The 26,189-nt window shown below is 73.0% G+C and carries 25 protein-coding genes and 1 pseudogene; 19 read left to right on the forward strand and 7 right to left on the reverse strand.

What is annotated here, in order from left to right:
- The first annotated feature begins 663 nt into the window (after positions 1-663).
- Complete coding sequence (locus ACFUJ1_RS32910; RefSeq protein ID WP_378651220.1) at positions 664-2,952, forward strand: polyribonucleotide nucleotidyltransferase; 2,289 nt, start codon at positions 664-666, stop codon at positions 2,950-2,952.
- Positions 2,953-3,077: 125 nt separating this feature from the next.
- Positions 3,078-4,343: a pitrilysin family protein gene (locus ACFUJ1_RS32915; RefSeq protein ID WP_233020935.1), complete on the forward strand. Its 1,266-nt coding sequence runs from the start codon at positions 3,078-3,080 to the stop codon at positions 4,341-4,343.
- A gap of 31 nt (positions 4,344-4,374) precedes the next feature.
- Here ACFUJ1_RS32915 and ACFUJ1_RS32920 read toward each other — a convergent pair whose 3' ends face one another.
- Both ACFUJ1_RS32920 and ACFUJ1_RS32925 read right to left on the reverse strand, forming a co-directional pair.
- Positions 4,375-5,334 (reverse strand): LysR family transcriptional regulator, encoded by a 960-nt coding sequence (locus tag ACFUJ1_RS32920; protein WP_378651221.1) that lies wholly within the window; start codon positions 5,332-5,334, stop codon positions 4,375-4,377.
- Positions 5,331-5,639: an ArsR/SmtB family transcription factor gene (locus tag ACFUJ1_RS32925; protein WP_378651222.1), complete on the reverse strand. Its 309-nt coding sequence runs from the start codon at positions 5,637-5,639 to the stop codon at positions 5,331-5,333. The genes ACFUJ1_RS32920 and ACFUJ1_RS32925 overlap by 4 nt, the downstream gene beginning before the upstream one ends.
- 93 nt (positions 5,640-5,732) lie before the next feature.
- Here ACFUJ1_RS32925 and ACFUJ1_RS32930 point away from each other — a divergent pair, with 93 nt between their 5' ends.
- From ACFUJ1_RS32930 to ACFUJ1_RS32970, 9 genes are all read left to right on the forward strand, one after another.
- A complete protein-coding gene (locus ACFUJ1_RS32930; RefSeq protein ID WP_378651223.1) occupies positions 5,733-6,923 on the forward strand; it encodes an MFS transporter in 1,191 nt (396 codons plus the stop codon).
- A gap of 10 nt (positions 6,924-6,933) precedes the next feature.
- Entirely contained in the window at positions 6,934-8,037 is a 1,104-nt protein-coding gene (locus ACFUJ1_RS32935) for a zinc-binding dehydrogenase (protein WP_378651224.1), read from the forward strand.
- A 38-nt stretch (positions 8,038-8,075) separates the two neighbouring features.
- Positions 8,076-8,822, forward strand: a complete 747-nt coding sequence (gene dapB, locus ACFUJ1_RS32940) for a 4-hydroxy-tetrahydrodipicolinate reductase (RefSeq protein WP_378651225.1) — start codon at positions 8,076-8,078, stop codon at positions 8,820-8,822.
- Positions 8,819-9,295 (forward strand): hypothetical protein, encoded by a 477-nt coding sequence (locus ACFUJ1_RS32945; protein ID WP_378651226.1) that lies wholly within the window; start codon positions 8,819-8,821, stop codon positions 9,293-9,295. Before dapB ends, ACFUJ1_RS32945 begins: the two co-directional genes overlap by 4 nt.
- A gap of 4 nt (positions 9,296-9,299) precedes the next feature.
- Positions 9,300-9,752, forward strand: a complete 453-nt coding sequence (locus ACFUJ1_RS32950; RefSeq protein WP_378651227.1) for a flavodoxin family protein — start codon at positions 9,300-9,302, stop codon at positions 9,750-9,752.
- A gap of 94 nt (positions 9,753-9,846) precedes the next feature.
- Positions 9,847-10,521 (forward strand): LuxR C-terminal-related transcriptional regulator, encoded by a 675-nt coding sequence (locus ACFUJ1_RS32955; protein ID WP_378651228.1) that lies wholly within the window; start codon positions 9,847-9,849, stop codon positions 10,519-10,521.
- Positions 10,518-11,789 (forward strand): ATP-binding protein, encoded by a 1,272-nt coding sequence (locus tag ACFUJ1_RS32960; RefSeq protein WP_378651229.1) that lies wholly within the window; start codon positions 10,518-10,520, stop codon positions 11,787-11,789. The genes ACFUJ1_RS32955 and ACFUJ1_RS32960 overlap by 4 nt, the downstream gene beginning before the upstream one ends.
- Entirely contained in the window at positions 11,782-12,804 is a 1,023-nt protein-coding gene (locus ACFUJ1_RS32965; RefSeq protein ID WP_378651230.1) for a hypothetical protein, read from the forward strand. The genes ACFUJ1_RS32960 and ACFUJ1_RS32965 overlap by 8 nt, the downstream gene beginning before the upstream one ends.
- Positions 12,805-12,835: 31 nt before the next feature.
- Positions 12,836-14,083, forward strand: a complete 1,248-nt coding sequence (locus ACFUJ1_RS32970; RefSeq protein WP_378651231.1) for a winged helix-turn-helix domain-containing protein — start codon at positions 12,836-12,838, stop codon at positions 14,081-14,083.
- On the opposite strand, the gene ACFUJ1_RS32975 is transcribed toward ACFUJ1_RS32970, so the two are convergent.
- On the reverse strand, positions 14,035-14,520 hold the full coding sequence (locus ACFUJ1_RS32975) for a hypothetical protein (protein ID WP_378651232.1): 486 nt from the start codon (positions 14,518-14,520) through the stop codon (positions 14,035-14,037). The two genes, ACFUJ1_RS32970 and ACFUJ1_RS32975, sit on opposite strands and share 49 nt — an antisense overlap.
- 178 nt (positions 14,521-14,698) lie before the next feature.
- Between ACFUJ1_RS32975 and dapA the strand changes: the two genes are divergently transcribed.
- Complete coding sequence (gene dapA / locus ACFUJ1_RS32980) at positions 14,699-15,607, forward strand: 4-hydroxy-tetrahydrodipicolinate synthase (RefSeq protein ID WP_378651233.1); 909 nt, start codon at positions 14,699-14,701, stop codon at positions 15,605-15,607.
- The gene (locus ACFUJ1_RS32985) at positions 15,604-17,649 is read left to right on the forward strand and encodes a ribonuclease J (protein WP_378651234.1); all 2,046 of its coding nucleotides are present in this window, start codon (positions 15,604-15,606) and stop codon (positions 17,647-17,649) included. The genes dapA and ACFUJ1_RS32985 overlap by 4 nt, the downstream gene beginning before the upstream one ends.
- A gap of 61 nt (positions 17,650-17,710) precedes the next feature.
- Here the strand turns inward: ACFUJ1_RS32985 and ACFUJ1_RS32990 are convergent, their stop codons facing one another.
- Together ACFUJ1_RS32990 and ACFUJ1_RS32995 are read right to left on the reverse strand one after the other, a co-directional pair.
- The gene (locus ACFUJ1_RS32990; protein ID WP_378651235.1) at positions 17,711-18,277 is read right to left on the reverse strand and encodes a hypothetical protein; all 567 of its coding nucleotides are present in this window, start codon (positions 18,275-18,277) and stop codon (positions 17,711-17,713) included.
- Between the two features lie 11 nt (positions 18,278-18,288).
- Positions 18,289-18,672 carry a DUF4189 domain-containing protein gene (locus ACFUJ1_RS32995; RefSeq protein ID WP_378651236.1) on the reverse strand — a complete coding sequence of 128 codons (384 nt, stop codon included), beginning with the start codon at positions 18,670-18,672 and terminating at the stop codon, positions 18,289-18,291.
- Between the two features lie 93 nt (positions 18,673-18,765).
- Here ACFUJ1_RS32995 and ACFUJ1_RS33000 point away from each other — a divergent pair, with 93 nt between their 5' ends.
- From ACFUJ1_RS33000 to ACFUJ1_RS33010, 3 genes are all read left to right on the forward strand, one after another.
- Positions 18,766-19,389 (forward strand): TIGR03085 family metal-binding protein, encoded by a 624-nt coding sequence (locus ACFUJ1_RS33000; protein WP_378651237.1) that lies wholly within the window; start codon positions 18,766-18,768, stop codon positions 19,387-19,389.
- A gap of 90 nt (positions 19,390-19,479) precedes the next feature.
- The gene (locus ACFUJ1_RS33005) at positions 19,480-22,140 is read left to right on the forward strand and encodes a DNA translocase FtsK (RefSeq protein ID WP_378651238.1); all 2,661 of its coding nucleotides are present in this window, start codon (positions 19,480-19,482) and stop codon (positions 22,138-22,140) included.
- 112 nt (positions 22,141-22,252) lie between these two features.
- Positions 22,253-23,266, forward strand: coding sequence for a TerC family protein (locus tag ACFUJ1_RS33010; protein WP_378651239.1), 1,014 nt, complete (start codon positions 22,253-22,255; stop codon positions 23,264-23,266).
- A 127-nt stretch (positions 23,267-23,393) separates the two neighbouring features.
- Here ACFUJ1_RS33010 and ACFUJ1_RS33015 read toward each other — a convergent pair whose 3' ends face one another.
- Positions 23,394-23,678 (reverse strand): YciI family protein, encoded by a 285-nt coding sequence (locus ACFUJ1_RS33015; RefSeq protein WP_378651240.1) that lies wholly within the window; start codon positions 23,676-23,678, stop codon positions 23,394-23,396.
- An 11-nt stretch (positions 23,679-23,689) separates the two neighbouring features.
- Entirely contained in the window at positions 23,690-24,259 is a 570-nt protein-coding gene (locus ACFUJ1_RS33020) for an amino-acid N-acetyltransferase (RefSeq protein ID WP_378651241.1), read from the reverse strand.
- 221 nt (positions 24,260-24,480) lie between these two features.
- Here ACFUJ1_RS33020 and pgsA point away from each other — a divergent pair, with 221 nt between their 5' ends.
- From pgsA to ACFUJ1_RS33035, 3 genes and pseudogenes are all read left to right on the forward strand, one after another.
- Positions 24,481-25,038, forward strand: coding sequence for a CDP-diacylglycerol--glycerol-3-phosphate 3-phosphatidyltransferase (gene pgsA, locus ACFUJ1_RS33025; RefSeq protein WP_378651253.1), 558 nt, complete (start codon positions 24,481-24,483; stop codon positions 25,036-25,038).
- Positions 25,035-25,535, forward strand: a complete 501-nt coding sequence (locus tag ACFUJ1_RS33030; protein ID WP_378651242.1) for a CinA family protein — start codon at positions 25,035-25,037, stop codon at positions 25,533-25,535. Before pgsA ends, ACFUJ1_RS33030 begins: the two co-directional genes overlap by 4 nt.
- A gap of 224 nt (positions 25,536-25,759) precedes the next feature.
- Positions 25,760-26,086, forward strand: a pseudogene (locus ACFUJ1_RS33035) (helix-turn-helix domain-containing protein); the annotation flags it as partial.
- Positions 26,087-26,189 lie beyond the last annotated feature (103 nt).

A 26,189-nucleotide genomic window follows, 5' to 3' on the forward strand; every position in this document is an offset into this window, starting at 1 on the left:
AGACTCGCGCCTTCGGCGCATGCGCTTCGAGTGCTCGAACGCGAGCCGGCCGCGAACGGGGCTCGTAAGACTCGCCCCCGACGGGGCTGGGGCGGTGGGGGATCTCGTTACTTGGGGGACACCGAGGGGTTCGCTGCAGACGCCCCTCAGTACCTGCGTTGCGCGGGGTGAACAGGCTCCTGGTCCTGCGCCTCGCAGGGCGGGGTTCGGGGCGCTCGCCCCGTGGGGGTTCGGGGGCGCTTGCGGCCCCGAGGGAAAAATTCTTTTGCTTTCCGGCGCGCCGGAAAGGTGCTTTGACCAGCGCTGGGCGCTGAAGGGCGGGGGTTCCGGGGGATTTACCCGCGGGTAGACGTACAATCTGGACGTTGGCTCCTCTGTGGCAGCGAGACCTGATCTCGCGCCCGGACAACTACGGCAACAGCCGGACGCACCCGTCGCGTGGCGTCGGTCTTCGGTAGTGGCCTCCCGGCACGGTAGGGAAACCGTCCGGCGGGCTTCGATCGATGACCGCCTCCGCGTCGCCGCTCCCAAGGGGGAGCGGCCGGGTGCGCGCGTTGCGCAGCACGAGGCTGCCGCGTGTCCGTGTCCGGAACGGCTGACGAAATGCCGGGTCGCGCCCGACGGGCGCTGGATCCGGCGAAGACGAGAGGTTGAACAGAACATATGACCGACACCATCGAACGTAACTCCACGGCCGTCGAGGTCGAGCCCGGCGTGTTCGAGTCCGTCGCGCTGATCGACAACGGCGCCTACGGCACCCGCACGGTCCGCTTCGAGACCGGCCGGCTGGCCCAGCAGGCGGCAGGCGCGGTCGCCGCCTACCTGGACGACGAGACGATGCTGCTCTCCGCCACCTCGGCGGGCAAGGCACCCAAGGACCACTTCGACTTCTTCCCGCTGACGGTGGACGTCGAGGAGCGGATGTACGCCGCGGGCCGCATCCCGGGCTCCTTCTTCCGGCGCGAGGGCAGGCCCTCCACCGACGCGATCCTCACCTGCCGGCTGATCGACCGGCCGCTGCGCCCCTCCTTCGTCGACGGGCTGCGCAACGAGATCCAGGTGGTCGTCACCATCCTGAGCCTCGACCCGAACGACCTGTACGACGTGGTCGCGATCAACGCCGCCTCCGCCTCCACCCAGATCGCCGGGCTCCCGTTCTCCGGCCCGGTCGGCGGCGTCCGGGTCGCGCTGCTGCAGGACCCCGCCGTCGGCGGCGCCCAGCAGTGGGTCGCCTTCCCGACCGTCGAGCAGCTCGAGCACGCCGTCTTCGACATGGTCGTGGCCGGCCGCGTGGTCGACTCCGGTGACGTCGCCATCATGATGGTCGAGGCCGAGGCGACCACCAACGTGATCGCGCTGGTCGACGCGGGTGCGCAGGCGCCCACCGAGGCCGTCGTCGCCGAGGGGCTGGAGGCCGCCAAGCCGTTCATCGCCCGGCTGGTCCGCGCGCAGGCCGACCTGGCCGCGCTGGCCGCCAAGCCGACCGGCGAGTTCCCGCTCTTCCCGCCCTACGGCGACGACGTCTTCGCCGCCGTCGAGACCGCCGCTGGCGCGCAGCTCGGCGAGGCGCTCGGCATCGCGGGCAAGCAGGAGCGCGAGGAGCAGATCGACTCGATCAAGCTCACCGTCCTCGACCAGCTCGGCGAGACCTTCGCCGGCCGGGAGAAGGAGCTGGGCGCCGCCTTCCGCTCGCTCACCAAGAAGCTGGTGCGCAAGCGCATCCTGACCGACAGCTTCCGGATCGACGGCCGCGGCCTCGCCGACATCCGCGCGCTCTCCGCCGAGGTCGCCGTGATCCCGCGGGCGCACGGCTCGGCGCTGTTCGAGCGCGGCGAGACCCAGATCCTCGGCGTCACCACGCTGGACATGGTGAAGATGGCGCAGCAGGTCGACTCGCTCGGCCCGGAGACCAGCAAGCGCTACATGCACCACTACAACTTCCCGCCGTACTCCACCGGTGAGACCGGCCGGGTCGGCTCGCCCAAGCGGCGCGAGATCGGCCACGGCGCGCTCGCCGAGCGCGCCCTGCTGCCGGTGCTGCCCAGCCAGGAGGAGTTCCCCTACGCCATCCGGCAGGTCTCCGAGGCGCTGAGCTCCAACGGCTCCACCTCGATGGGCTCGGTCTGCGCCTCGACGCTCTCGCTGCTGAACGCGGGCGTTCCGCTCCGGGCGCCGGTCGCGGGCATCGCGATGGGCCTGGTCTCGGACACCGTCACCGGCGCCGACGGCACCGACGAGGTGCGCTACGTCGCGCTCACCGACATCCTCGGCGCCGAGGATGCCTTCGGCGACATGGACTTCAAGGTCGCGGGCACCCGTGACTTCGTCACCGCGCTGCAGCTCGACACCAAGCTGGACGGCATCCCCTCGCAGGTGCTCGCCGGTGCGCTGGCGCAGGCGCACGACGCCCGCACCACGATCCTCGACGTGATGGCCGAGGCCATCACCAGCCCGGACGAGATGAGCCCGTACGCCCCGCGCGTCACCGCCATCAAGATCCCGGTGGACAAGATCGGCGAGGTGATCGGGCCCAAGGGCAAGGTCATCAACCAGATCACCGAGGAGACCGGCGCCAACATCTCCATCGAGGACGACGGCACCGTGTTCGTCGGCGCGACCGACGGCCCGTCGGCGCAGGCCGCGATCGACCTGATCAACGCCATCGCCAACCCGCAGCTGCCGAAGGTCGGCGAGCGCTTCCTGGGCACGGTCGTGAAGACCACCGCCTTCGGCGCGTTCGTCTCGCTGCTGCCGGGCCGCGACGGGCTGGTGCACATCTCCAAGCTGGGCAACGGCAAGCGCGTCGCCAAGGTCGAGGACGTGGTCAACGTCGGCGACAAGCTGCGCGTCGAGATCGCCGATATCGACAACCGCGGCAAGATCTCGCTGGTCCCGGTCGAGGACACCGCCGAAGCCGCGGCCCCCGAGGCCGCCACCGCCGAAAGCGAGTAGACACGGTATCTGTGAGTACCGAGAACACGACGGCCCCCCTGCTCCGCGGTGAGCAGGGGGGTTCGTCGCTCCGAACCGTCACCGCCGAGGAACTCGGCTCGGACAGCGGGGTCCGCCGCACCGAGCTGCCCGGCGGGCTGCGCATCGTCACCGAGCACGTCCCGGGCGTGCGCTCCGCCTCCGTCGGCGTCTGGGTCGGCGTCGGCTCCAGGGACGAGGGCCCCGGCGTCGCCGGCGCCGCGCACTTCCTGGAACACCTGCTGTTCAAGGCGACCCCGACCCGCAGCGCCCTCGACATCGCGCAGTCCGTGGACGCGGTCGGCGGCGAGCTCAACGCCTTCACCGCCAAGGAACAGACCTGCTACTACGCGCACGTGATCGACGAGGACCTGCCGCTCGCGGTCGAACTCGTCTCCGACGTGGTGCTGAACGGGCTGTGCCGGGCCGCCGACGTCGAGGTCGAGCGGCAGGTGGTGCTCGAGGAGATCGCCATGCGCGACGACGACCCGGAAGACCTGGTCGGCGACGCCTTCCTCACCGCGCTCTTCGGCGACCACCCGATCGGGCGCCCGGTCATCGGCTCGGTGGAATCCATCGAGGCCATGCGCTCCACCCAGCTGCGCTCCTTCCACCAGCGCCGCTACCGGCCGGAGCGGATGGTCGTCGCGGTCGCCGGCAACATCGAGCACGAGCACACCGTCGAGCTGGTGCAGCGGGCCTTCGCGCACCGGCTCGACCCGGCCGCCGCACCCGCGCCCCGGCGCGAGGGCCGCTTCCGCACCCGCACCACGCCCACCCTGCACTGGAGCAACCGGGACAGCGAGCAGTCGCACCTGGCCTTCGGCGTGCGCGCCTACGGCAGGCACGAGGGGGACAAGCGCTGGCCGCTCTCGGTGCTCAACACCGTGGTCGGCGGCGGGCTCAGCTCGCGGCTCTTCCAGGCCATCCGGGAGGAGCGCGGGCTGGCCTACTCGGTCTACTCCGGGGTCGACACCTTCGCCGACACCGGCGCCTTCTCGGTCGCGCTCGGCTGCCAGCCGGAGAACCTCGGCACCGTCGCCGCGCTGGCCCGGGGCGTGCTCGAGGACGTGGCGGCGAACGGCATCACCGACGCCGAGTGCGCGCGGGCCAAGGGGTCGCTGCGCGGCGGGCTCGTCCTCGGCCTGGAGGACTCCGGCTCCCGGATGAACCGGATCGGGCGCAGCGAACTCAACTACGGCAACCACCGCAGCGTCTCCGAGACGCTGGCGCGGATCGACGCGGTCACCACCGAGCAGGTCGACGCCGTCGCCCGCACCCTGCTCGCCCGGCCCATGGCCGCCGCCGTCGCCGGGCCGTATCGCCGGACCCGCGATCTTCCGGTCGCGGTGCGGAGGTTGGTGGAGAACTAGGGACGTGTCGCCGTCGTGCTCGCGGGCGTTGTCAGCCCGCGAAGAGCGGGCGGTCGGGTTCGGGGAGCCAGCAGGAGGCCGCGGTGTCGGCGTTGTAGTGCGCGCGGCAGTGGGCGAGCAGCTCGGTGAGGTCGGGGTGCGGGTCGGCGGCGTCCCAGAGCAGGGCGTGCGGGTAGGCGGGGGCCGGGTCGACCACCCGGACCCGCCGCAGCTCCGGGTGGTAGGGCGTGTCGAAGTCGTCGCCGTTGAAGGTGCAGAGCACGTCCGAGGCGGCGATCCGCTCGACCATGCGCCCGATCCCCGAGCCCGGCTCCGGGCGCGCGGTATCGATCTCGATACCCGCGAACTCGCCCAGGTCACGATAAAAGTCCGCCCACTCGGACGGCACCGCCGCGCCCGGCACCCACACCGAGCTGCCCGCCAGCTCGGCCAGCGGCACCGAGTCCAGGCCCGCCAGCGGATGGTGCCGCCCGACCAGCAGGTGCAGCGGCTCGAGCAGCGCGGGCGCCGCCGCGATGTGCGCGGGCAGCGGGCGCGGCCCGCCGTGCGCCCTGGCGAAGGCGGCGTCCGCGCGCTCGCCGAGCAGCGCGTCCCGCGCGGTCGCGACGGCATCGCAGACCAGGATCTCGGCGTCCGCGCCTGGATGCCGATCCAGGAAGAAGCGCAGCGACCGAACAGCCGCCTGACGCTCGCCGAGCACCGCCACCCGCAACGGCCGCGGGAAGGCGCGCACCGCCGCCACCGTCTCGTCGGCCAGGGCGAGCAGCGCCCGCGCCCGCGGCAGGAAGCGGGCGCCCGCCGCCGTCGGCAGCACCCCGGTACGGACCCGCTCGAAGAGCGAAACCCCCAGCACCACCTCCAGTTTCGCGATCCGCTTGGAGACCGCCTGCTGGCTGATGCCGAGCTCGGCCGCGGCGAGCGTGAGCTGCCCGTGCTCGGCCACCGCGAGGAAGCCACGCACCGCGGCCAGGTCCAGATCGGGCAGGGTCACCGAGCATCGAGGTTGGCGGCCTCGACGACCGCGGGCAGCAGCCCGGGCAGCGCGCTGTCGAGTTCGGCGCGGCGCAGCCGCTGGCAGGTGTTCCCCGCGACGGTGAGCCGCTCGATCACCCCCGCCTCGCGCAGGATCTTGAAGTGGTGCGTCGCGGTGGACTTGTTGATCGCGTCGTAGAGCGCCGCACACCGCACCGGGCCATCGGCGTTGGCCAGCCGCCGCACCATCTCCAGCCGGACCGGGTCCTGCAGCGCGCCGAGCACGGCGGACAGCGGCGCCACCGGCGCGGACACTTCGCTCATGATCTACCTCACTCAGGTTTGATGGTTATCGTACCCGGGTCGTATGGTCGAGTGCGGTTCGACAACCATCAAACCTATCGGACAGGAGCCGCGATGACCGCGACCATCGCCCAGCCGGCGGTGCAGCGCTGGGCCTATCCCCTGGTCCTGGTGGCGACCGGGGTCGCGCTCGGGGTCTCCGGCGCGCCCGCCCCGCTCTACGGGCTCTACGAATCCGAGTGGAACCTGTCGCCGCTCACCACCACGGTCATCTTCGCGGTGTACGCGGTCGCGGCGCTGGCCGCGGTGCTGGTCACCGGCCGGATCTCCGACGTGCTCGGCCGCAAGCCGGTGCTGCTCGGCGCCTTCGGCACCATGATCGCCGGGCTGGTGGTCTTCGTGGCCGCCGACTCGGTGCCCATGCTGGTGCTCGCCCGCGCGCTGCACGGCATGGCGGTCGGCGCCACCGTGGTGGCGGGCGCGGCCGCGCTGCTCGACCTGCGGCCGCACCGCGGCGCACGCTCCGGGCAGCTCAGCGGGGTGGCGTTCAACGTCGGGATGGCGGTGACGATCCTCGGCTCGGCGCTGCTCGCCCAGTACGCGCCGTACCCGCTGCGCACGCCGTACGTGGTGATCAGCGTGGTCTGCCTGGCCATCGCGGCCGGGGTGATCGCGCTGCGCGAGCCGCACGCGGCCCGGGTGGCCGGGCGGATCCGGATCGCCAGGCCGTCGGTGCCCGCCGAGATCCGCGGCGACTTCTGGTTCTCCGCGATCGGCGTGATGGCGGCGTGGTCGGTGCTCGGCGTGCTGCTCTCGCTCTACCCGTCGCTGGCCGCGCGCCAGACCGGCATCCACAACCTGGTCTTCGGCGGCGCGGTGGTGGCCGCGACCGCGCTCTCCGCCGCGCTGGTGCAGCTCGTCGCCACCCGCGTTCCGGCGCGGCGGGCCGCCGTCGTCGGCGATATCGGGATGGCCTTCGCGCTGCTCGCGCTGATTCCGGCGCTGGCGACGCACAGCTGGGTCGCGGTGCTGCTGGCCGGGGTGTTCCTCGGCGCTACCTTCGGGCTCGGCTTCGGTGGGTCGCTGCGGCACCTCTCGGACGTGGTGCCGCAGCACCGGCGCGGCGAGACCATGTCGGCCTACTACCTGCTCGCCTACACCGCCATGGCGCTGCCGACGGTGCTCGCCGGGTGGGCCGCCAACACCTGGGGGCTGAGCACGGTCTTCCCGTGGTTCGTCTCCGCCGCCGCCGTGGCCTGCCTCGTCGCCGCCGGGCTCGGCCTGCGCCGCCGCACCGCCGGGTAGCGTCGGCGCCATGAGGATCCGTGGAGCCGTCCTGGAGCGCATCGCCGCGCCCGCCCCGTTCGCCGAGTCGGCGCCGCTCACCATCTCCGAGCTGGAGCTGGCCGAGCCGGGGCCGGGCGAGCTGCTGGTGCGGATCGAGGCGGCCGGGCTGTGCCACTCGGATCTCTCCGTGGTCGACGGCAACCGGGTGCGCCCGGTGCCGATGCTGCTCGGGCACGAGGCGGCCGGCCGGGTCGAGGCCGTCGGCGCGGGCGAGCCGGACATCGCCGTCGGGCAGCGCGTCGTCATGACCTTCCTGCCGCGCTGCGGCGACTGCGCCGGCTGTGCGAGCGAGGGCCGGACGCCGTGCATCCCGGGCAGCGCCGCGAACAACGCGGGCGAGCTGCTCGGCGGCGGCCGCAGGCTGCGCCGCGACGGCGCGGAGGTGCACCACCACCTCGGCGTCTCCGCCTTCGCCACGCACGCCGTCGTCGACCGCCGCTCGGTGGTCCCGGTCGACGACGATGTCCCGCCCGAGGTCGCCGCGGTGCTCGGCTGCGCGGTGCTCACCGGCGGCGGCGCGCTGCTCAACTCGGCGCCGCCCGCGCCGGGCGACCGGATCATGGTGGTCGGGCTCGGCGGCGTCGGGATGGCGGCGCTGCTGGTCGCGGCCTCGCTCGGGGTCGGCGAGGTGATCGCCGTCGACACCGTGCCGGAGAAGCTGGCGCTGGCCCGCGAACTCGGCGCCACCGCCGCGCTCACCCCCGCCGAGGTGGCCGAGCGGGGTGTGCAGGCCGAGGTGGTGGTGGAGGCCGCGGGCAATATCCGCGCCTTCGAGACCGCGGTGGCCGCGACCGCGCCCGGCGGCACCACGGTCACCGTCGGGCTGCCCGCCCCGGACGCCCGCGCGAGCATCTCGCCGCTGGCGCTGGTGGCGCAGGGGCGCTCGATCGTCGGCAGCTACCTCGGCTCCGCGGTGCCCGCCAGGGACATCCCGGAGTACGTGCGGCTGTGGCGCGCGGGCAGGCTGCCGGTGGAGCGGCTGGTCTCCGCCCGGATCGGCCTGGAGCAGATCAACGCCGCCATGGACGAGCTGGCCGCGGGGAACGCGCTGCGCCAGGTGATCCTGTTCTGACGATAGGCTCACCGGAGTTCGGGACGAGAGGAGCAGCGGTGACGATTCGGGTCGGAGTACTCGGCGCGCAGGGAAAGGTCGGCCGGGCCATCTGCGCCGCGGTGACGGCGGCGGACGACCTGGAGCTCGTCGCCACCGTCGACAAGGACGACGCGCTGACCGCCTTCACCGACGCGAACACCGAGGTCGTCGTCGACTTCACGCACCCCGACGTGGTGCTGGGCAACCTGAAGTTCCTGATCGAGCACGGAATCCACGCCGTGGTCGGGACGACCGGCTTCGACGACGGCAGGCTCGCCGAGGTGCGCGCCCGGCTGGCGGAGAGCCCAGGGACCGGTGTGCTGATCGCGCCGAACTTCGCCATCGGCGCGGTGCTCTCCATGCGCTTCGCCGAGCAGGCGGCGCGCTTCTTCGAGTCGGTCGAGGTGGTGGAATTGCACCACCCGAACAAGGCGGACGCGCCGTCCGGCACCGCCTACCGCACCGCCGGGCTGATCGCCGAGGCGAGGGCGAAGGCCGGGGTCGGCCGCAGCCCGGACGCCACCAGCACCGAGCTGGACGGCGCGCGCGGCGCCGACGTCGACGGGGTGCGGGTGCACTCGGTGCGGCTCGCCGGGCTGGTCGCGCACCAGGAGGTGCTCTTCGGCACCCAGGGCGAGACGCTGACCATCCGGCACGACTCCATCGACCGGAACTCCTTCGCCCCCGGCGTGCTGCTCGGCGTCCGGAGCATCGCCGCCCGCCCCGGCCTCACCGTCGGGCTCGACCCGTTCCTGGATCTGTGACCGAATCCGCGCCCGCGGGCGAAGTGCTGAAGCGGGTCGCCTTCATCGCCGCCCTGGTGCTGGCGCTCGGCTTCTACTTCCTGCTGCTCGGCCGGATCGCGATCGAGCTGCTCACCTCCGGCGAGGCGGCGGCCGTCGCGATCGGCGTCGGCGTGCTGATCCTGCCGCTGCTCGGCGTCTGGATCGTGGTCGCCACCCTGCGCGCCGCGCTGGCGCACCAGCACCTGGCCCGCCGCATGCACGCCGAGGGCCGCGAACTCGACACCGCCGAGCTCCCGCGCCGCCCCTCCGGCCGGGTCGAGCGGCCCGCCGCCGACGCGCTCTTCGCCCGGGTCAAGGCCGAATGGGAAGCCGACCCGGACAACTGGCGCTCCTCCTACCGCCTGGCCCGCGCCTACGACCTGGCCGGCGACCGCTCCCGCGCCCGCGAGGCCATGCGCCGCGCCGTCGCCCTGGAACGCCTGGACCGGTGAGCCCGTGCCCCGCCTGCTGATCGTGCACCACACGCCGTCGCCGCACACGCACGAGATGTTCGAGGCGGTGCTGCGCGGTGCCACCGATCCCGAGATCGAGGGCGTCGAGGTCGTCCGCCGCCCCGCGCTCACCGTCGCGCCGATCGACGTGCTGGAGGCCGACGGCTACCTCCTCGGCACCCCCGCCAACCTCGGCTACATGAGCGGCGCCCTCAAACACGCCTTCGACACCGTCTACTACCAGGCCCTCGACACCACTCGCGGCCGCCCCTTCGGCCTCTACCTGCACGGCAACGAGGGCACCGAGGGCGCGGTCCGCGCGATCGACTCCATCACCACCGGTCTCGGCTGGGTCAAGGCCGCCGAGCACGTCGTCGTCTCCGGCAAGCCGGCCAAGGCCGATCTCGAGCAGTGCTGGGAACTCGGCGGCACCATCGCCGCGCAACTGATGGGATGACCGCGCCCCCGATTCTGGTGGGCTGACTGCGCACCCCCGACCCGGCATACTTCCTGAACGTGCTGTACACGACGGCCGGGATGGGAGTACCGAGGTGACCTGGGGCGAGGACGGCGCGCCGGCCCGGCGGATCGGGCTGGTGGAGGACCACGAATCGGTGGCGATCGGCCTGGCGGCGATGCTGGCCCCCGAACCCGACCTCGATCTGGTGCACACCGCGGGCACCGTGGGTGAACTGCTCTCCGCGACAGCGGAGCTCGACCTCGCCGTGCTGGATCTGCGGCTCGCCGACGGCTCCGTGCCGGAGGACAACGTGCGCGCGCTGCGCGGCCGGGGGATCGAGGTGCTGGTCTTCACCGGCGCCGACAACGCGTTCCTGGTGCGCTCCGCGGCGCGGGCCGGGGTGCTCGGGGTGGTGCGCAAGTCCGAGGACGTGCCGACCGTGGTGGCCGCGGTGCGCCGCGCGGCCTCCGGCGAACAGGTGGTGACCACCGACTGGGCCGCCGCCATCGACGGCGACCCGCAGCTCTCCGACGTCGGGCTGAGCCCGCGCCAGGAGGAGGTGCTGATGCTCTACGCCTCCGGCGAGAAGGCATCCCGGGTGGCCCGGCTGGCCGGCCTCTCCGAGCAGACCGTCAACGACTACCTGGGCCGGATCCGGCAGAAGTACGCCGACGCCGGGCGCCCCGCGCCGACCAAGACCGACCTGTACAAGCGCGCGGTGGAGGACGGTTGGCTCCCGATGCCCGAGCGCAACAGCAGGGCATGACCGCGGGCGTCATCGCCGCCGTCGATTCCGTCCGGGTGCCTGCGGGCCGCTGGGTCCGCGGGCTGCTCTCCCTCGCGGCGGGCCCGGCCGCCGAGCCCGCCGCCGACCGCATCCTGCGCAGGCTCGGGCTGAGCGTCGGCATCGCCGGGGTGATCGTCGGGCTGATCGAGCTGCCGGAGATCGCGGAGCAGAGCCGCGGCGCCGACCCCGGCCGGGTGCTGGTCACGGTGGTGCTCGCGTTCGGGCTGTTCCCGGTGCTCGCGGTGGTGTCGGTGGCGATGAACCGCAGGGCGATCCAGCGCACGGCCGCCGTGGCGGCGGTGAGCTTCCTCGCGGCCGCGCTGATGGTGCCGAGCACCTACCCGGTGCTGGCCACCGGGGCGGAGCAGATCTGGCTGTACCGGGTGCTCGTGCTCGGTGTGCTGGCGGCGGCGCTCTCCTGGCGGCTCTCGCTCGCCGTCGGGTACCTGGTGCTCGGCTGCGTGCTGATCTCGGCGGCCAATGCCGCGGTGCTGCCCGAGGTCACCCCGGCGGCCTTCGTCAACGCGGTGGCCAGGTCGGGCGGGCTGGCCGCGCTCTTCGCCTGGTGCGTCATCTACGCGCGGGCGGCGGCGGCCAGGGTGGACCGGGAGTCCGCGCTGGAGGGCAGGCGCGCGGCCGCGGTGGCCGGGGCGGCGGCACGGGAGCGGGAGCGCGCCCGCTTCGCCGCGCTCATCCACGATGCCGTGCTCTCCACGCTGCTCGACGCCTCGCGCGGCGGCTGCACCGAGCCGAGCGTGCTGCACAAGCAGGCCCAGCGCACGATCGCGCAGCTGGACGCGGTGCGCGGCGGCGGGATCGCGCCGGACCGGCTGGACGCGCAGTCCGCCATCGGCTTCCTGCGCTCGGCGGTGCACGAGGTGAACCCGGAGATCGAGTTCGGCGCGCAGCGCCCCGGCGTCGGCGGCGCCCTCGACATGCCGCTGGAGGCCGCGGTGACGCTGGCCGCCGCGCTCACCGAGGCGGCGCGGAACAGCCTGCGGCACGCCACCGTGCCCGGCCGCGCCGTGTGCCGCACCGTCACCGTGACGATCGGCGCGGGCGGGATCCGCGTGGTACTGCGCGACGACGGCGCCGGTTTCGACCCCGCCGCCGTACCCCCGGACCGGCTCGGCGTCGCGGTCAGCATCCTCGGCCGGATGAGCAGACTCCCCGGCGGCGCCGGTTTCGTGGAATCACACCGCGGCGACGGCACCACCGTCACGCTGGTGTGGGGCAACGATGGCTGACCGGGACACCGATTTCGCGCTGCGCGACCTGCTCGGCCTGCGCGACGGCGCCGCCTGGCTCTTCCTGGTCGGCTTCGAGGCCATCATCGTGCTCTACATGGTGCGCAACTTCGCCGGGTCGCCGCCGGTGCCCGCGCTGCTCGCCCTGCTCGCGCTGGCCGCCGCCGGGCTGCTGGTGCTGGTCATCCCGGTCGACCCGCTGCCTGCCAGCGCGACCGCGCTGGTGGTGCTCGCCGCTCCGCTCGCTGCCGTGCTCACCATGACCGGGTTGCCGAACCGCGGCGACACCCCGCAGGTCTCGACCGCCTTCGCCGCCTCCTACGTGCTCGCCCTGCTGGTCCTGCGCGGCAGGCTCGGCGCCGCCTGGATCGGGGTGGCCGCCACCGCGGGGGTGATCGCGGTGCTGGCCGCGGCCGAGGGGATGACCGGCGGCGCCTTCGTCGGCACCATCGTGCCGATCGGCACCGTGGCCGGGGTCTCGCTCTTCGCCGCCGTCATGCGCCCGACCCAGCGCTCGCTGCGCACCCTGCGCGAGGAGGCGACGCTGCGGGCCGCCGCCGAGGCCACCCTCGCCGCCGAGAACGGCGAACGCGACCGGCAGCTCGCCCGGCTGGACCGGCTGGCCAGGCCCATGCTGGAGCGGATCGCCGCGGGCGCCGACCTGAACGGGCGGGACCGCGAGGAGTGCAGGCTGCTGGAGGCCGAGCTCAGGGACGGGCTGCGCGCCCCGCAGCTGGTCACCGACGAGCTGAGCGCCGCCGCCCGCGGCGCGCGGGCGCGCGGGGTCGAGGTGGTGCTGCTGGACGACGGCGGCTTCGCCGGGGTGCCGCGATGGGTGCGCGAGCGGGTGGTCGACGCCGCCGCGGGCGAGCTGGACGCCGCCACCGACGGCACCGTCACCGTGCGGGTGCTGCCGATGGGCCGCCGGGTGCTGGCCACCGTGCTGGCCGCGGCGGGCGCGGGGGACCGGCGGATCGAGATCGACGCCGCCGGTGCCGTCCGGGTCTCCACCTGACCTGTCGGACCCCCGTGGCATCCTGCGCAGCATGCGGACGATGAGTGCGGCCGTCGCGCGCCGGACGGCGCTGGCGGCCCAGGGGTTCGGGCGGCGCAAGCCCGCCGTCACCACCCGCAGGACGGTCCTCGACGTCCTCGCCAGAACCCAGCTGCTGCAGATCGATTCGGTCTCGGCGGTGGTCCGCGCGCACTACGCGCCGGTGTTCAGCCGGATCGGCGGCTACGACCGCGCGGTGCTGGACGACGCGGTCTGGCGGCACCGGGCGCGCACCCCGCGCAGGCTGGTCGAGTACTGGGCGCACGAGGCCGCGCTGATCCCGGTCGAGGACTGGCCGCTCTTCCGCTGGCGGATGGCGGAGTACCAGCACGGCCGCTGGGCCGGGATGCGCCGGGTGCTGGAGCGCAACCCGACCCTCGGCGCCGACATCGTCGACGTGCTCACCGAGATCGGCGCCGCCACCGCCACCCAGATCGAGAAGCACCTGGAACTGGACAAGCCGCGCCCGCGCGGCTCCTGGTGGGATCTCACCGACACCAAGACCATCTGCGAGCAGCTCTTCGCGGCGGGCACCGTCTCGGTGAGCCACCGCTCCGGCTTCACCAGGTACTACGACCTGGCCGAGCGGGTGATCCCGCCGGAGCTGCACGCCCGCGCGGTGCCGCGCGAGGAAGCGGTGCGTGAGCTGGTGCGCCGGGCCGCCACCGCGCTCGGCGTCGGCACCGAAACCGACCTGCGCGACTACTACCGCATGCAGCGCAAGCAGACCGAACCGGCCATCGCCGAGCTGGTCGACGCCGGGGAGCTGATCCCGGTCGCCGTCGAGGGCTGGGACCGCCCCGGCTACCTGCGCGCGGGCGCCCCCGCCCCGCGCCGGATCGAGGGCGCCGCGCTGCTCTGCCCGTTCGACCCGCTGGTCTTCTGCCGCCCGCGCACCGAGCGGATGTTCGGCTTCCACTACCGGATCGAGATCTACACCCCCGAGGCGAAGCGGGTGCACGGCTACTACGTCTTCCCGTTCCTGCTGGACGGACAGCTGGTCGGCCGGGTCGACCTGCGCGCCGAGCGCGGCAACGGGCGGCTGCTTGTCCCCGCCGCCTTCGCCGAGCCCGGCCACGCCACCCCCTACACCGCGGCCGCGCTGGCCGGGGCGCTGCGCGCGATGGCCGACTGGCTGGAGCTGGACGACGTGGTGCTCGGCGACCGCGGCGACCTGATGCCGGAGCTGGCTCAGCTGTCGGCGCGCGGCTCCGGCCCGGCGCTCGGCCTGGTGCCGTAGCCCCCGCCGTAGCCGCGCATCTGGTCGCGCAGGGTGTTGCTGACCGCGTGCGAGAGCCAGGAGTTGAGCGACTGACCGCTCTGCGCCGCGGCCTCCTCGGCGCGCGACTTCAGCTGCTCGACCAGGCGCAGCGTCACCCGGCTGATATCGCCGGTCATCTCCTCGAAGGTGGGCGGGGTGTCGGTTCCGTCCTTGGCGACCGGGCGCACGTCGACCGCGGCGTCCGCGCCGCGCACCGAGACGTGCACCGTGCGGTCGCCGAGCGCCGTGCTCACCTCGGCGGCCAGGTCGGAGAGCGCGGCCAGCAGCATCAGCCGGGCCGAGCTCTCCACGGCGGTGGCCAGCGCCTCGGCGGTGGCGCGGGTCTTCTCGTCGCCGAGCGCGGCCGCGGCGACCAGGTCGGCGCGGAGGCGGGCGGTATAGCTGTCGAGATCCATGACACCAGCATGGCGTCTTAATGGGTGTCGTGGCAAGGAATCAGTGACATCACTCGGCGTCGCCATGATGTCGGCGAGCGGGTGTGCGGCCGGTTCGCGCGTCCGGCGGCGGCGCGGCACACCGGTGGCCGGACGAGGGTGTCGAGCGCGCAAGCGCGACCGGGTAGCCTTTCTCACCATGAGGAACGGTGAAACGACGCCCACCCCGCTCCGGGCGTCCGGCTCGGTCGGCGTCGCCATGGTGACCCCTTTCACACCCGAGGGGAAGCTGGACGTCGAGGCGGGCGTCGCGCTGGCGGCACACCTGGTCGACCGCGGCGTCGACCTGCTCGCCGTCTCCGGCACCACCGGCGAGTCGCCGACGACCACCGAGTCCGAGAAGGCCGATCTGCTGCGTGCCGTCGTCGACGCCGTCGGCGAGCGCGCCACCGTGATCGCGGGTGCGGGTACCTACGACACCGCGCACTCGATCCACCTGGCGCGCAACGCGCAGCGCGCGGGCGCCCACGGGTTGCTGGTCGTCACGCCCTACTACTCGCGGCCGTCCCAGGAGGGGCTGGTCGCGCACTTCACCGCGGTCGCCGACGCCACCGACCTCCCGGTCACGCTGTACGACATCCCGCCGCGCTCGGTGGTGCCGATCGCCTCGGACACCATCCGGGTGCTCGCCGAGCACCCGCGGATCGTCGCGCTGAAGGACGCCAAGGGCGACCTGAACATGGGCGCCGGGCTGATCGCGGAGACCGGGCTGGCCTGGTACTCCGGTGACGACGCGCTCAACCTGCCCTGGCTGTCGGTCGGCGCGGCCGGATTCATCAGCGTTATCGGGCACCTGGTGCCGGAGCGGCTGCGCGACCTGCTCACCGCCTACACGGCCGGTGACGTGGTGCGGGCCCGGCAGCTCAATGCCGATCTGATCGGGCTGAACAATGCCATGGCGCGCCTCGGCGGCGTGGCGATGACCAAGGGCGGGCTGCGCTTGCTCGGCGTGGACGTGGGTGAGCCGCGGTTGCCGCAGCTCATGCCATCCACCGCCCAACTCGACGAGCTGGCCGGCGATCTGCGGGCCGCGGGGGTACTTGTATGAGCCGACCACGGAGACGTTCCGCCAGCCGCACCGCGGGCCCGCCGCTCCCGGTGAGTGAGCGGCCGGTCACCGAGAGCGCCGCTCCGGAGATCGCCGCCGCCGATGCCGCGGCGGTGGTCGCCGAAGGAAACGCGACCGGCCGCGCCGGCGAGACCGGCGAGGTCGCCGCCGACACCGGCGCGGCCGCCGTCGAGCGGACAGACCGTTCGGGCGGCTCCGCGAGCCGGGAGAGCGCCGCGCCCGCCGCCGAATCCGCCGCGCGCGACAGCGGCCGCAACGACCGGCAGGGCAACCGCCGCAACACGCGCGGCAAGCCGGCCGGGCGCCGCTCGGAGCAGGCGCAGGAGCAGCCGGTCGTGGCCGCGCAGGACCGGCTCGGCACGCCGCCGAAGGCCCCGCGCAACGGCCTGCGCGTCTTCGCGCTCGGCGGCATCGGCGAGATCGGCCGCAACATGACCGTCTTCGAGTTCGGCGGCAAGCTGCTGATCGTCGACTGCGGCGTGCTCTTCCCGGAGGACCAGCAGCCCGGCGTCGACCTGATCCTGCCGGACTTCCGGCCCATCGAGGACCGGATGGACGACGTTGTCGCGGTGGTGCTCACGCACGGCCACGAGGACCACATCGGTGCGGTGCCCTTCCTGCTCCGGCTGCGCCAGGACATCCCGGTGATCGGCTCCCGCTTCACCCTCGCGCTGGTCGCGGCGAAGTGCCGCGAGCACCGGCTGCACCCGAAGCTGGTCGAGGTCACCGAGGGCCAGCACACCACGCACGGCCCGTTCGGCTGCGAGTACTTCGCCGTCAACCACTCGATCCCGGACGCGCTCGCCGTCGCCATCCGCACCCCGGCGGGCGTCGTGCTGCACACCGGCGACATCAAGCTGGACCAGCTCCCGCTGGACAACCGGCTCACCGACCTGGCCGGCTTCTCCCGGCTCGGCGACGAGGGCGTCGACCTCTTCCTCGTCGACTCCACCAACGCCGAGGTGCCCGGCTTCGTCACCCCGGAGCGCGAGATCGGCGGCGTGCTCGACACCGTCATCGGCAAGGCGCGCGGCCGAGTGATCGTCGCCTCCTTCGCCAGCCACGTGCACCGGATCCAGCAGGTCGTCGACGTGGCCCAGCGCTACGGTCGCCGCATCTGCTTCGTCGGCCGCTCGATGGTCCGCAACATGCAGATCGCCCAGGACCTCGGCTACCTGACCGTCCCCGCCGGCGTCGAGGTCACCATGGACGGCGCCGCGAGCCTGCCCGGCGACCGCCTGGTGCTGATCTCCACCGGGTCCCAGGGCGAGCCGCTCTCGGCGCTCTCCCGGATGGCCCGCGGCGACCACCGGCAGATCAACGTGCGCGCCGACGACCTGGTGGTGCTGGCCTCCTCGCTCATCCCGGGCAACGAGAACTCGGTCTTCACCGTGGTGAACGGCCTCGCCCGGCTCGGCGCGAAGGTGATCACCCAGCAGAACGCCAAGGTGCACGTCTCCGGCCACGCCTCCGCGGGCGAGCTGCTCTACCTGTACAACGCGGTGCGGCCGACCAACGCCATGCCGGTGCACGGCGAGTGGCGGCACCTGCGCGCCAACGCCGCGCTTGCGGTGGCGACCGGCGTGCCGGAGGAGCGGGTGGTGCTGGCCGAGGACGGCGTCGTCGTCGACCTGGTCGACGGCATCGCCTCCATCGTCGGCCGGGTGCCGGTCGGCCACGTCTACGTGGACGGCCTCTCCGTCGGCGACGTCGGCGAATCCACCCTGTCGGACCGGCTGGTGCTCGGCGAGGGCGGCTTCATCTCGATCACCGTCGCCATCGACCAGGACACCGGCAAGACGGTCAGTCCGCCGGAGCTCAGCGGCCGCGGCTTCTCCGACGACCCGGGCGCGCTCGCCCAGGCGGCCGAGCTGGTCGAGGCGGAGCTGCAGCGGCTGGCAGGCGAGGGCGTCACCGACACGCACCGGATCGCGCAGAGCGTGCGCCGGGTGGTCGGGCGCTGGGTGGCCGACGTCTACCGCCGCCGCCCGATGATCATCCCCACCGTCATCGGCGTCTGACCCACCGAGACGACAGAGCCCGCCGGAGGAGATCTCCGGCGGGCTCTTCGCGTACTCCGGCTCAGCCCTCGCAGGCGGCCGATTCGATCTTCGCGCTCTTGACGACGTTGCAGGCGAAGGTGTTCGAGACCTTCCATTGCCCACCCTCGGAGACGAACTCGATGAAGGCGTTCTGCACCGGGGTGCCGCCGATCGAGACGTCGGCGTCGGCCTTGACCTTGCCGCCGGCCGGCTCCTGCACGTTGGTCACCTTCACGGTGACGTTCTCCCGCTCGGCCGCGGCCACCAGGTTCTGCACCAGGTAGGGATCCTGCTCGGCGTTCTGGATCCAGCTGGTCTTCTCGGCGTTCGGCACCGCGGGATCGAAGGCCTTGGTGAGCCGGTCGTTCAGCTCGGCCACCGTCGGCTTGGCCAGCGCAGGCGCGGCCGCTGTGGTCGGCGCGGCGCCGGTCACCTTGGTGCCGTTGTCGCTGCCGCCCTGCGCCTGGCCGGCATCGGCGTCGCGGGTGGCGGTGGCGACGGTGCTGTCCGACGCCTTGTCGTCCGAGGAGCTGCTGCAGCCGACCGCGAGGGTGCAGGCGGCCGTGGTCATGAGCACCGCAACGGCGGTGCGGAAAGGGTGCTTCACGGTGTTCCCCGTCAGTTGCTGTGGTTGGAGGTGCAGTTCCAGTGCACGATGGTGGCGTCGGAGTAGTTCTCGTTGAGCGCCAGCGACTGCGCGGAGCGGCGCGAGGCGCCGTAGGCCCAGCTCCAGGTGGCGGTGCGATCCGAGTAGGCGACGGCGCCGCAGCCGTTGGCGAACCACACCAGCGACTCGCAGTCCGCGGCGCCGCAGCTGCTCAGCGCCTTCGCGGTGGCCTGATCGACGTCGGCGTAGTCGTACGAGTAGCCGATCAGTCCGGTGGAGGGGGAGAGCGCGATCGCGCCGTAGTAGGACCGCACCGCGTGTGCGGAGGGAGCGCCGAGCGTCAGCGCGGAACCGACCGCGGCGGCGACGGCGACGCCGGAGACGAATTTTTTCACGGGGGAGTTGCCCTTCTGTCCGGAAGATCCACGACCCGATGGACCGAAGCAACAAAATACACAGTGCGGCGCGCGCTGGGTATCTTCGGCAGGATGAGCATGGCACAGAAGGAACGCCGCGAACTGGTGGCGACGATGACGGCCGCCGGTCCGGACGCACCGACGCTCTGCGGCAGCTGGAGCGTTCGTGATCTCGCCGCGCACCTGGTGGTGCGGGAGCGCAGACCGGACGCCGCGCCCGGCATCATGATCAAGGCGCTGGCGCCGCGGCTGGAGCGGGTGCAGGCGCGTGCCGCCGCGCGGCCGTTCCCCGAGCTGCTGGAGGAGGTGCGCACCGGCCCGCCGTGGTGGTCGCCGCTCAAGCCGATCGACGCCGTCGCCAACCTCGCCGAGTACTTCGTGCACCACGAGGACGTGCGCCGCGGGGGCGAGACGTGGGAGCCGCGCGAACTTCCCGGCGACGAGCAGCGGCAGCTCTGGAAGACCCTGCGGCGCATGGGGAAGATGGCCTACCGGAAGTCGCCCGCGCCGATCGTGCTGCGCACCCCGGAGGGGGACGAGGCGCGGATCGGCTCGGGCTCCGGTGAGCCGGTGGTCCTGCTCGGCGCGCCCGCCGAGCTGCTGCTGCACGCCTTCGGGCGCGACAAGGTACGGATCGAGACCTCCGGTCCCGAGGACTCGGTCCGCGCGGTCCTCGCCCTCGACCGCTCCCTCTAGGCGGCGAACCACCTCGTGACCGGCGCGCGAGACGCGCGGGAACAGTGTTGCGGATGGTTTCCGCGGGGCATTTGGGGCTAGCCTGGGGCCATGGCAGGTAAGCCCCGCAGCACCACGTCGGCTCGGCCGCGCGCGGGATCGGCGCGGGGGCGGGCTCCCCGGACCGGTTCCGCGCCCGCCGCTTCCGGGGTGCCGCGGGCAGCGGCGCCCGCCCCGAGGGCACGCAGCACGCCGCGCGCGGGCGCCACCGCTCGGGCGGGCGCGACCGCGCGGTCCGGCGCCGTCCGCCGCCCCGCCCGGCGTCCGGCCGGGGCCCGTTCGAACACCGCCCCGCTCGCCGTCCTCACCCGCGCCGTCACCGGCGGCTGGTCGATGCTGGCGCGCGGCGTCGGGGCCGCCACCCGCACGGTGAGCAAGGCGGGCGACATCGACCACGGCCACCGGCGCGACGGCATCGCGCTGGGGCTGCTCGCCTTCGCGGCCGTGGTCGCCGCCGCCGTCTGGCTCTCCGCGGGTGGCCCGGTCGGCCGCTGGGTGGAGACGGTGATCCGCGCGGTCGGCGGCTCCGCCTCGGCCGCGGTCCCGTTCGGCGCGGCCGCCGTCGCGGTGATCCTCATGCGCACCGAGGCGCGCCCGGAGATCCGGCCCCGCCTGGTCCTCGGCGGGCTGCTGGTCGGGCTGCCCTTCCTCGGCCTCTGGCACCTCGCGGCGGGCGCCCCCACCGACGCGCACGGCCGCTCCAGGGCCGCGGGCTTCCTCGGCTTCGTCACGGGCGGCCCGCTCGGCCAGGGGCTCACCCCGTGGCTCGCCGCCCCGATCCTGGTGCTCTGCATCGCCTTCGGCGTGCTGCTGCTCACCGGCATCACCGTGCGCGAGGTGCCCGACGTGCTGCGCCGCTACTTCGGCACCCAGTCCGGCGGCGACGAGTACACCGACTACGACGCCGCGCACCCCTTCGACACCGGCTACGGCACGCTCGACCCGCCCGGCTACGACGACCCGCCCGCGCGCCCGCGCCGCCGCCGCGGCCGCACCCCGGCCGAGAACTACCCGACCGACGAGTTCCCCGGCTCCGCCGCGCCCACCGAGCTGCTCGGCGAACCGCCGCTGCGCGACGCCAAGCCGATCGAGCCGCCGCTCGACCCCGAGCCCGAGCCCGCCCCGCGGCCCGCCCGCAGGCGCGCCGCTCCCAAGCCGGTCGACCAGACCCCGCCGCCGCCCGCCGAGCCGGAGTTCGTCGCCGACCGGGTGATCGAGGGCGATTACACGCTGCCGCCGCTCTCGCTGCTCACCGACGGCGACCCGCCCAAGAAGCGCAGCGCCGCCAACGAATCGATGATCGAGGCGATCACCGAGGTGCTGGTGCAGTTCAAGATCGACGCGGCCGTCACCGGCTTCGTCCGCGGCCCGACGGTCACCCGGTACGAGGTGGAGCTCGGCCCCGGCGTGAAGGTCGAGAAGATCACCGCGCTGGCCAGGAACATCGCCTACGCGGTGGCGACCGAGAACGTCCGGCTGCTCGCGCCGATCCCGGGCAAGTCCGCGGTCGGCATCGAGGTGCCGAACTCCGACCGCGAGCTGGTCCGGCTGGCCGACGTGCTCAAGGCCGGCTCCACCCGCAGTGACCACCACCCGCTGGTGATCGGGCTCGGCAAGAACATCGAGGGCGAGTTCGTCTCGGCGAACCTGGCCAAGATGCCGCACCTGCTCGTGGCGGGCTCCACCGGCTCCGGCAAGTCGAGCTTCGTGAACTCCATGCTGGTCTCGCTGCTGCAGCGGGCGACGCCGGAGGAGGTGCGGCTCATCCTGATCGACCCGAAGATGGTCGAGCTCACCCCCTACGAGGGCATCCCGCACCTGATCACGCCGATCATCACCCAGCCCAAGAAAGCCGCCGCCGCGCTGGCCTGGCTGGTCGAGGAGATGGAGCAGCGCTACCAGGACATGCAGGCCAGCAAGGTTCGGCACATCGACGACTTCAACCGCAAGGTGAAGTCCGGCGCGATCACCACCCCGCTCGGCAGCGAGCGGGTGTACCGGCCGTACCCGTACATCCTGGCCATCGTGGACGAGCTCGCCGACCTCATGATGACCGCCCCGCGCGACGTCGAGGAGGCGATCGTCCGGATCACCCAGAAGGCCCGCGCGGCAGGCATCCACCTGGTGCTCGCCACCCAGCGGCCCTCGGTGGACGTGGTCACCGGCCTGATCAAGACCAACGTTCCCTCCCGGCTCGCCTTCGCGACCTCCTCGCTCACCGACTCGCGCGTCATCCTCGACCAGCCCGGCGCGGAGAAGCTGATCGGCATGGGCGACGGGCTCTTCCTGCCGATGGGCGCGGGCAAGCCGACCCGGCTGCAGGGCGCCTACATCTCCGACGAGGAGATCTACGCCGTCGTCGAGTTCGCCAAGAACCAGGCCGAGCCGGAGTACACCGAGGGCGTCACCGCGGCGAAGGCGGGCGAGAAGAAGGAGGTCGACGCCGATATCGGCGACGACCTCGACGTGCTGCTGCAGGCGGTGGAGCTGGTGGTGACCTCGCAGTTCGGCTCCACCTCGATGCTGCAGCGCAAGCTGCGGGTCGGCTTCGCCAAGGCGGGCAGGCTGATGGACCTCATGGAGACCAGGGGCGTGGTCGGGCCGAGCGAGGGCTCGAAGGCCAGGGACGTGCTGGTCAAGCCGGACGAGCTGGACGGCGTGCTGTTCGCCATCCGCGGCGGCGGCGATCCGGAGTCGGCCGACGCGGACTGAGGTGTACCGTCCGATGTGACGAAGCACCCGGTTCCGCTCCCTTGCGGCAAACCTCGGACAATTCGGGCATGCTGGGTGCCATGACCGCCGCAGCCGTCGACAGGACCCGCGCATGCAGGTGACCGGACTCGTATGGGTGATCACCATCGTGGTGATCCTGGGATTGTTCGTCTTCGACTTCTTCGCGCACGTGCGCACACCGCACGAGCCGACCTTCAAGGAATCCGGCTCGTGGTCCGCCGTCTACATCGGGATCGCGCTGCTCTTCGGCGGCTTCGTCGCCTGGCAGTGGGGCGGCACCTACGCCGGTGAGTACTACGCGGGCTTCGTCACCGAGAAGGCGCTCTCGGTCGACAACCTGTTCGTCTTCCTGATCATCATGAGCACCTTCGCGGTGCCGCGGAAGTACCAGCAGAAGGTGCTGCTCATCGGCATCGTGCTTGCGCTGGCGATGCGCGGCGGCTTCATCGCCGTCGGCGCCGCCGCGATCAGCGCCTTCAGCTGGGTGTTCTACCTGTTCGGCGCCTTCCTGATCTATACCGCCGCGAAGCTGCTCAAGGACAGCGGGCACGAGGTGGAGACCGAGGAGAAGCGGGACTCCGCGATCGTCCGGATCACCAAGAAGCTGGTCCCGACCACCGACTACTACCACGGCGACAAACTGCTCGCCCGGATCGACGGCAAGCGCGTGGTCACCCCGATGCTGCTGGCGCTGCTCGCCATCGGCTTCGCCGACCTGCTCTTCGCGCTCGACTCCATCCCGGCGATCTACGGCCTCACCGAGCAGCCCTACCTGGTCTTCACCGCCAACGCCTTCGCCCTCATGGGGCTGCGCCAGCTGTACTTCCTGATCGGCGGGCTGCTGGACCGCCTCGTCTACCTCTCCTACGGCCTCGCCGCCATCCTGGCGTTCATCGGCGTCAAGCTGGTGCTGCACGCGCTGCACGAGAACACGCTCGGCTTCATCAACGGCGGCGAGCACGTCGCCGTCCCCGAGATCTCCACCCCGCTCTCGCTCTCGGTGATCATCGGCATCCTCGTGGTCGCCACCGTCGCCAGCCTCCTCCGCACCCGCGGCACCGCGAAGCCGCGCGCGGAGGAACCGGAGTCGGTGGAACCGAAGTAGCCGCTGAAGCGGGCCGAAACAGCCCCGTCAGGGGTGCAGGGGCGGCACACCTCAGGTGTGCCGCCCCTGCCTCATCCCTCGAGACGCCAGGGCGGGTCGAAGACCCGCGAGGCGTCGGACGCGAGACTCAGTCCGAGAACGCGCCGAGCACCGGCAACCACTCCGCGACGCGCACCGCGTCGATCAGCTCCTCGCGGGCGAACGGATCCCGCTCGAGCAGCTCACCCAGCTCCGATTCGGAGTCGGTGCGGAAGATGAGCAGGGCCCCGGACCCGTCGGGATACGGCCCGCTGGTGAGCAGACTCCCGGCGTCGACGAGCGACCCCAGCCAGTTCCGATGCTCCGCGCGATGGACATCGCGCCCCGGCACGGTGCCGTCGGAGTAGGTGTAGTGCACGGCGAAGGTGGGCACGGGCGATCTCCTCAATCCAGGGTCAGCAGCATCCGAGTATTGCCGAGCGTGTTCGGCTTCACGTAGCTGAGGTCGAGGAATTCGGCCACGCCGGTGTCGTACGAGCGGCACATCTCCGCGTACACCTCGGCGGTCACCGGCGTGCCGTGGATCTCCACGAACCCGTGCCCGGCGAAGAACGGCACCTCGAAGGTGAGCACGAACACCCGGTGCAGCCCCAGTTCCCGCGCCACCTCGACCAGCCTGCGCACGATGAGCTTTCCCACACCGTGGCCCTTCACGCTCGGGTGCACCGCCACCGTGCGCACCTCGCCCAGGTCCGCCCAGAGCACGTGCAGCGCGCCGCAGCCGACGAGCCGGCCGTCCAGCTCCGCCACCCAGAACTCCTGGACCGCCTCGTACAGCGTCACCAGGTTCTTCTCCAGCAGGATGCGGCCCGCGTAGACATCGATGAGCCCCTTGATCCCCGGCACGTCCGCGGTGCGGGCTCGGCGCACCACCACGGCGGAAGCGGGCGCGCCGGGAGGCGCGACGGAGTTCGCGTCGCTGGTGGAAGCACCGGTCGGTGCCCGAGAAGTCATGGGGTGAACAGTAGCGGGGGCGGTTACCGATAGGCTGATCCTGTGCCGCGCATCCGACCCGTCCGCTCCCGGTATCGCCGCGTGCGATCCGCGGGCCGGGGGCCGTCGTGAGCGCGCAGCCCGAGGAGATCGATCGGGGGTGGAGCACCCCCGTCGTCGGCCCCGGCTATCAGCGCGCGCCGCAGGAGGGCCACGTGCCGCACGAGCCCGCCGTGCCGCTGATGAACATCGCGAACATGCTCACCATGCTGCGGATCGCGATCGTCCCGCTGTTCGTGCTCGCGCTCTTCACCGCGGACGGCCACGACACCGGCTGGCGGATCGGCGCCACCGTCCTGTTCGCGGTCGCCGCCATCACCGACCGCTTCGACGGGCAGCTGGCCCGTAAATACGGCCTGGTCACCGATTTCGGCAAGCTCGCCGACCCGATCGCGGACAAGGCGCTGGTCGGCGCCGCGCTCATCGGCCTCTCCGTGCTCGGCGACCTGGCCTGGTGGATCACCATCGTGATCTGCGCGCGGGAGATCGGCATCACGCTGCTCCGGCTGGTCGTGGTCCGGCGCGGGGTGATCCCGGCCGGGCGCGGCGGCAAGCTCAAGACGCTGGTGCAGACGCTGGCGATCGGCGTGCTGCTGCTCCCGCTCAGCGGTGCCTTCGAGACCGCGGGCATGGCGCTGATGTACCTGGCGCTGGTGCTCACCGTCGCCACCGGGCTCGACTACGTCGGCCAGGCGGTCCGGGTCTGGCTGGCCGGGCCGGGGCGGGCCAAGGAATCGTGACGGCCGATCCGCTGGCCGTGGTCGGCGCCGCCGAGCTGGTCGCCGCGCTGCGCGGCGCCGGGCAGACCGTCGCCGCCGCCGAATCGCTGACCGCCGGGCTCTTCACCGCCGCCCTGGCAGGCGTTCCCGGCGCGAGCACCGTCCTGCGCGGCGGGCTCGTGGTCTATGCCACCGACCTCAAGCACACCCTGGCCGGCGTCGACGCCGAGCTGCTGGCCGGGCTCGGCCCGGTCGCCGCGGGCACCGCCGAACAGCTCGCGGTCGGCGCCCGCACCCGCTGCGGCGCGGACTGGGGCGTCGGCCTCACCGGGGTCGCCGGGCCGGACCCGCAGGGCGGGCAGCCGGTCGGCACCGTCTTCCTCGCGGTCGCCGGCGCCGGACACATCACCACCCAGCGGTTGAAACTCGCCGGTGACCGGTGGACCATCAGAATCGGTGCGACGCGCGCGGCGGTCGAGGAGTTGCTGCGCACGGTGCAGGCCGCCGAGCGGTCCTGACGCCGGGTCCGGGAAACCAATGGTGACCCGGGAGAACCCGGAGCCGCGCCGGGCGGATTCGCGCCGTGAAATCCGGGTGAACCCGGAGGAGGAGCGGGAACCGATCGGCGCCGCGGCGCGTTGTGCCAGAGAACGGTGTGCGCCGGAGGTCCGGCCGCGCCGCCACCGGCTCCGCGAGCCGCGCGGGGAGGTGGCGGTCGGTGTGCGAGGAAGAGGAGTACGACATGACGCTGCTGCGAGAGGCGATCGGGGACAGTCTGCGGCGTGCGCGTCTCGCGCAGCACCGCACCCTGCGCGAAGTGTCCACCTCGGCCCGGGTCAGCCTCGGCTACCTCTCCGAGGTCGAGCGCGGGCGCAAGGAGGCATCCAGTGAACTGCTGGCCGCCATCTGCTCGGCGCTCGACGTGCCGCTCTCCCGGGTGCTCTGGGACGTGAGCACGATCATGGCCGACGCCGACGGGTTCGGGCCGCTCGGCGAGCTGGAGCCGGTGCTGGCCGGCGCGCCGCCGGAGCGGGCCGAGCCCGGCCGCGAGGCCGCGCCCGAGCGCAGCTCCGAACCGGGCGGCTTCACCGACCCGGCCGGTTTCACCGATTCCGCCGCCGAGCACGGCGCCGGCTCGGAGGCAGCGGCCGCCCCGGCGGGCGCCACCATGT

It is taken from the genome of Nocardia sp. NPDC057227, assembly GCF_042669725.1.
In the GTDB taxonomy this organism is placed as follows: Bacteria; Actinomycetota; Actinomycetes; order Mycobacteriales; family Mycobacteriaceae; genus Nocardia; species Nocardia asteroides_A.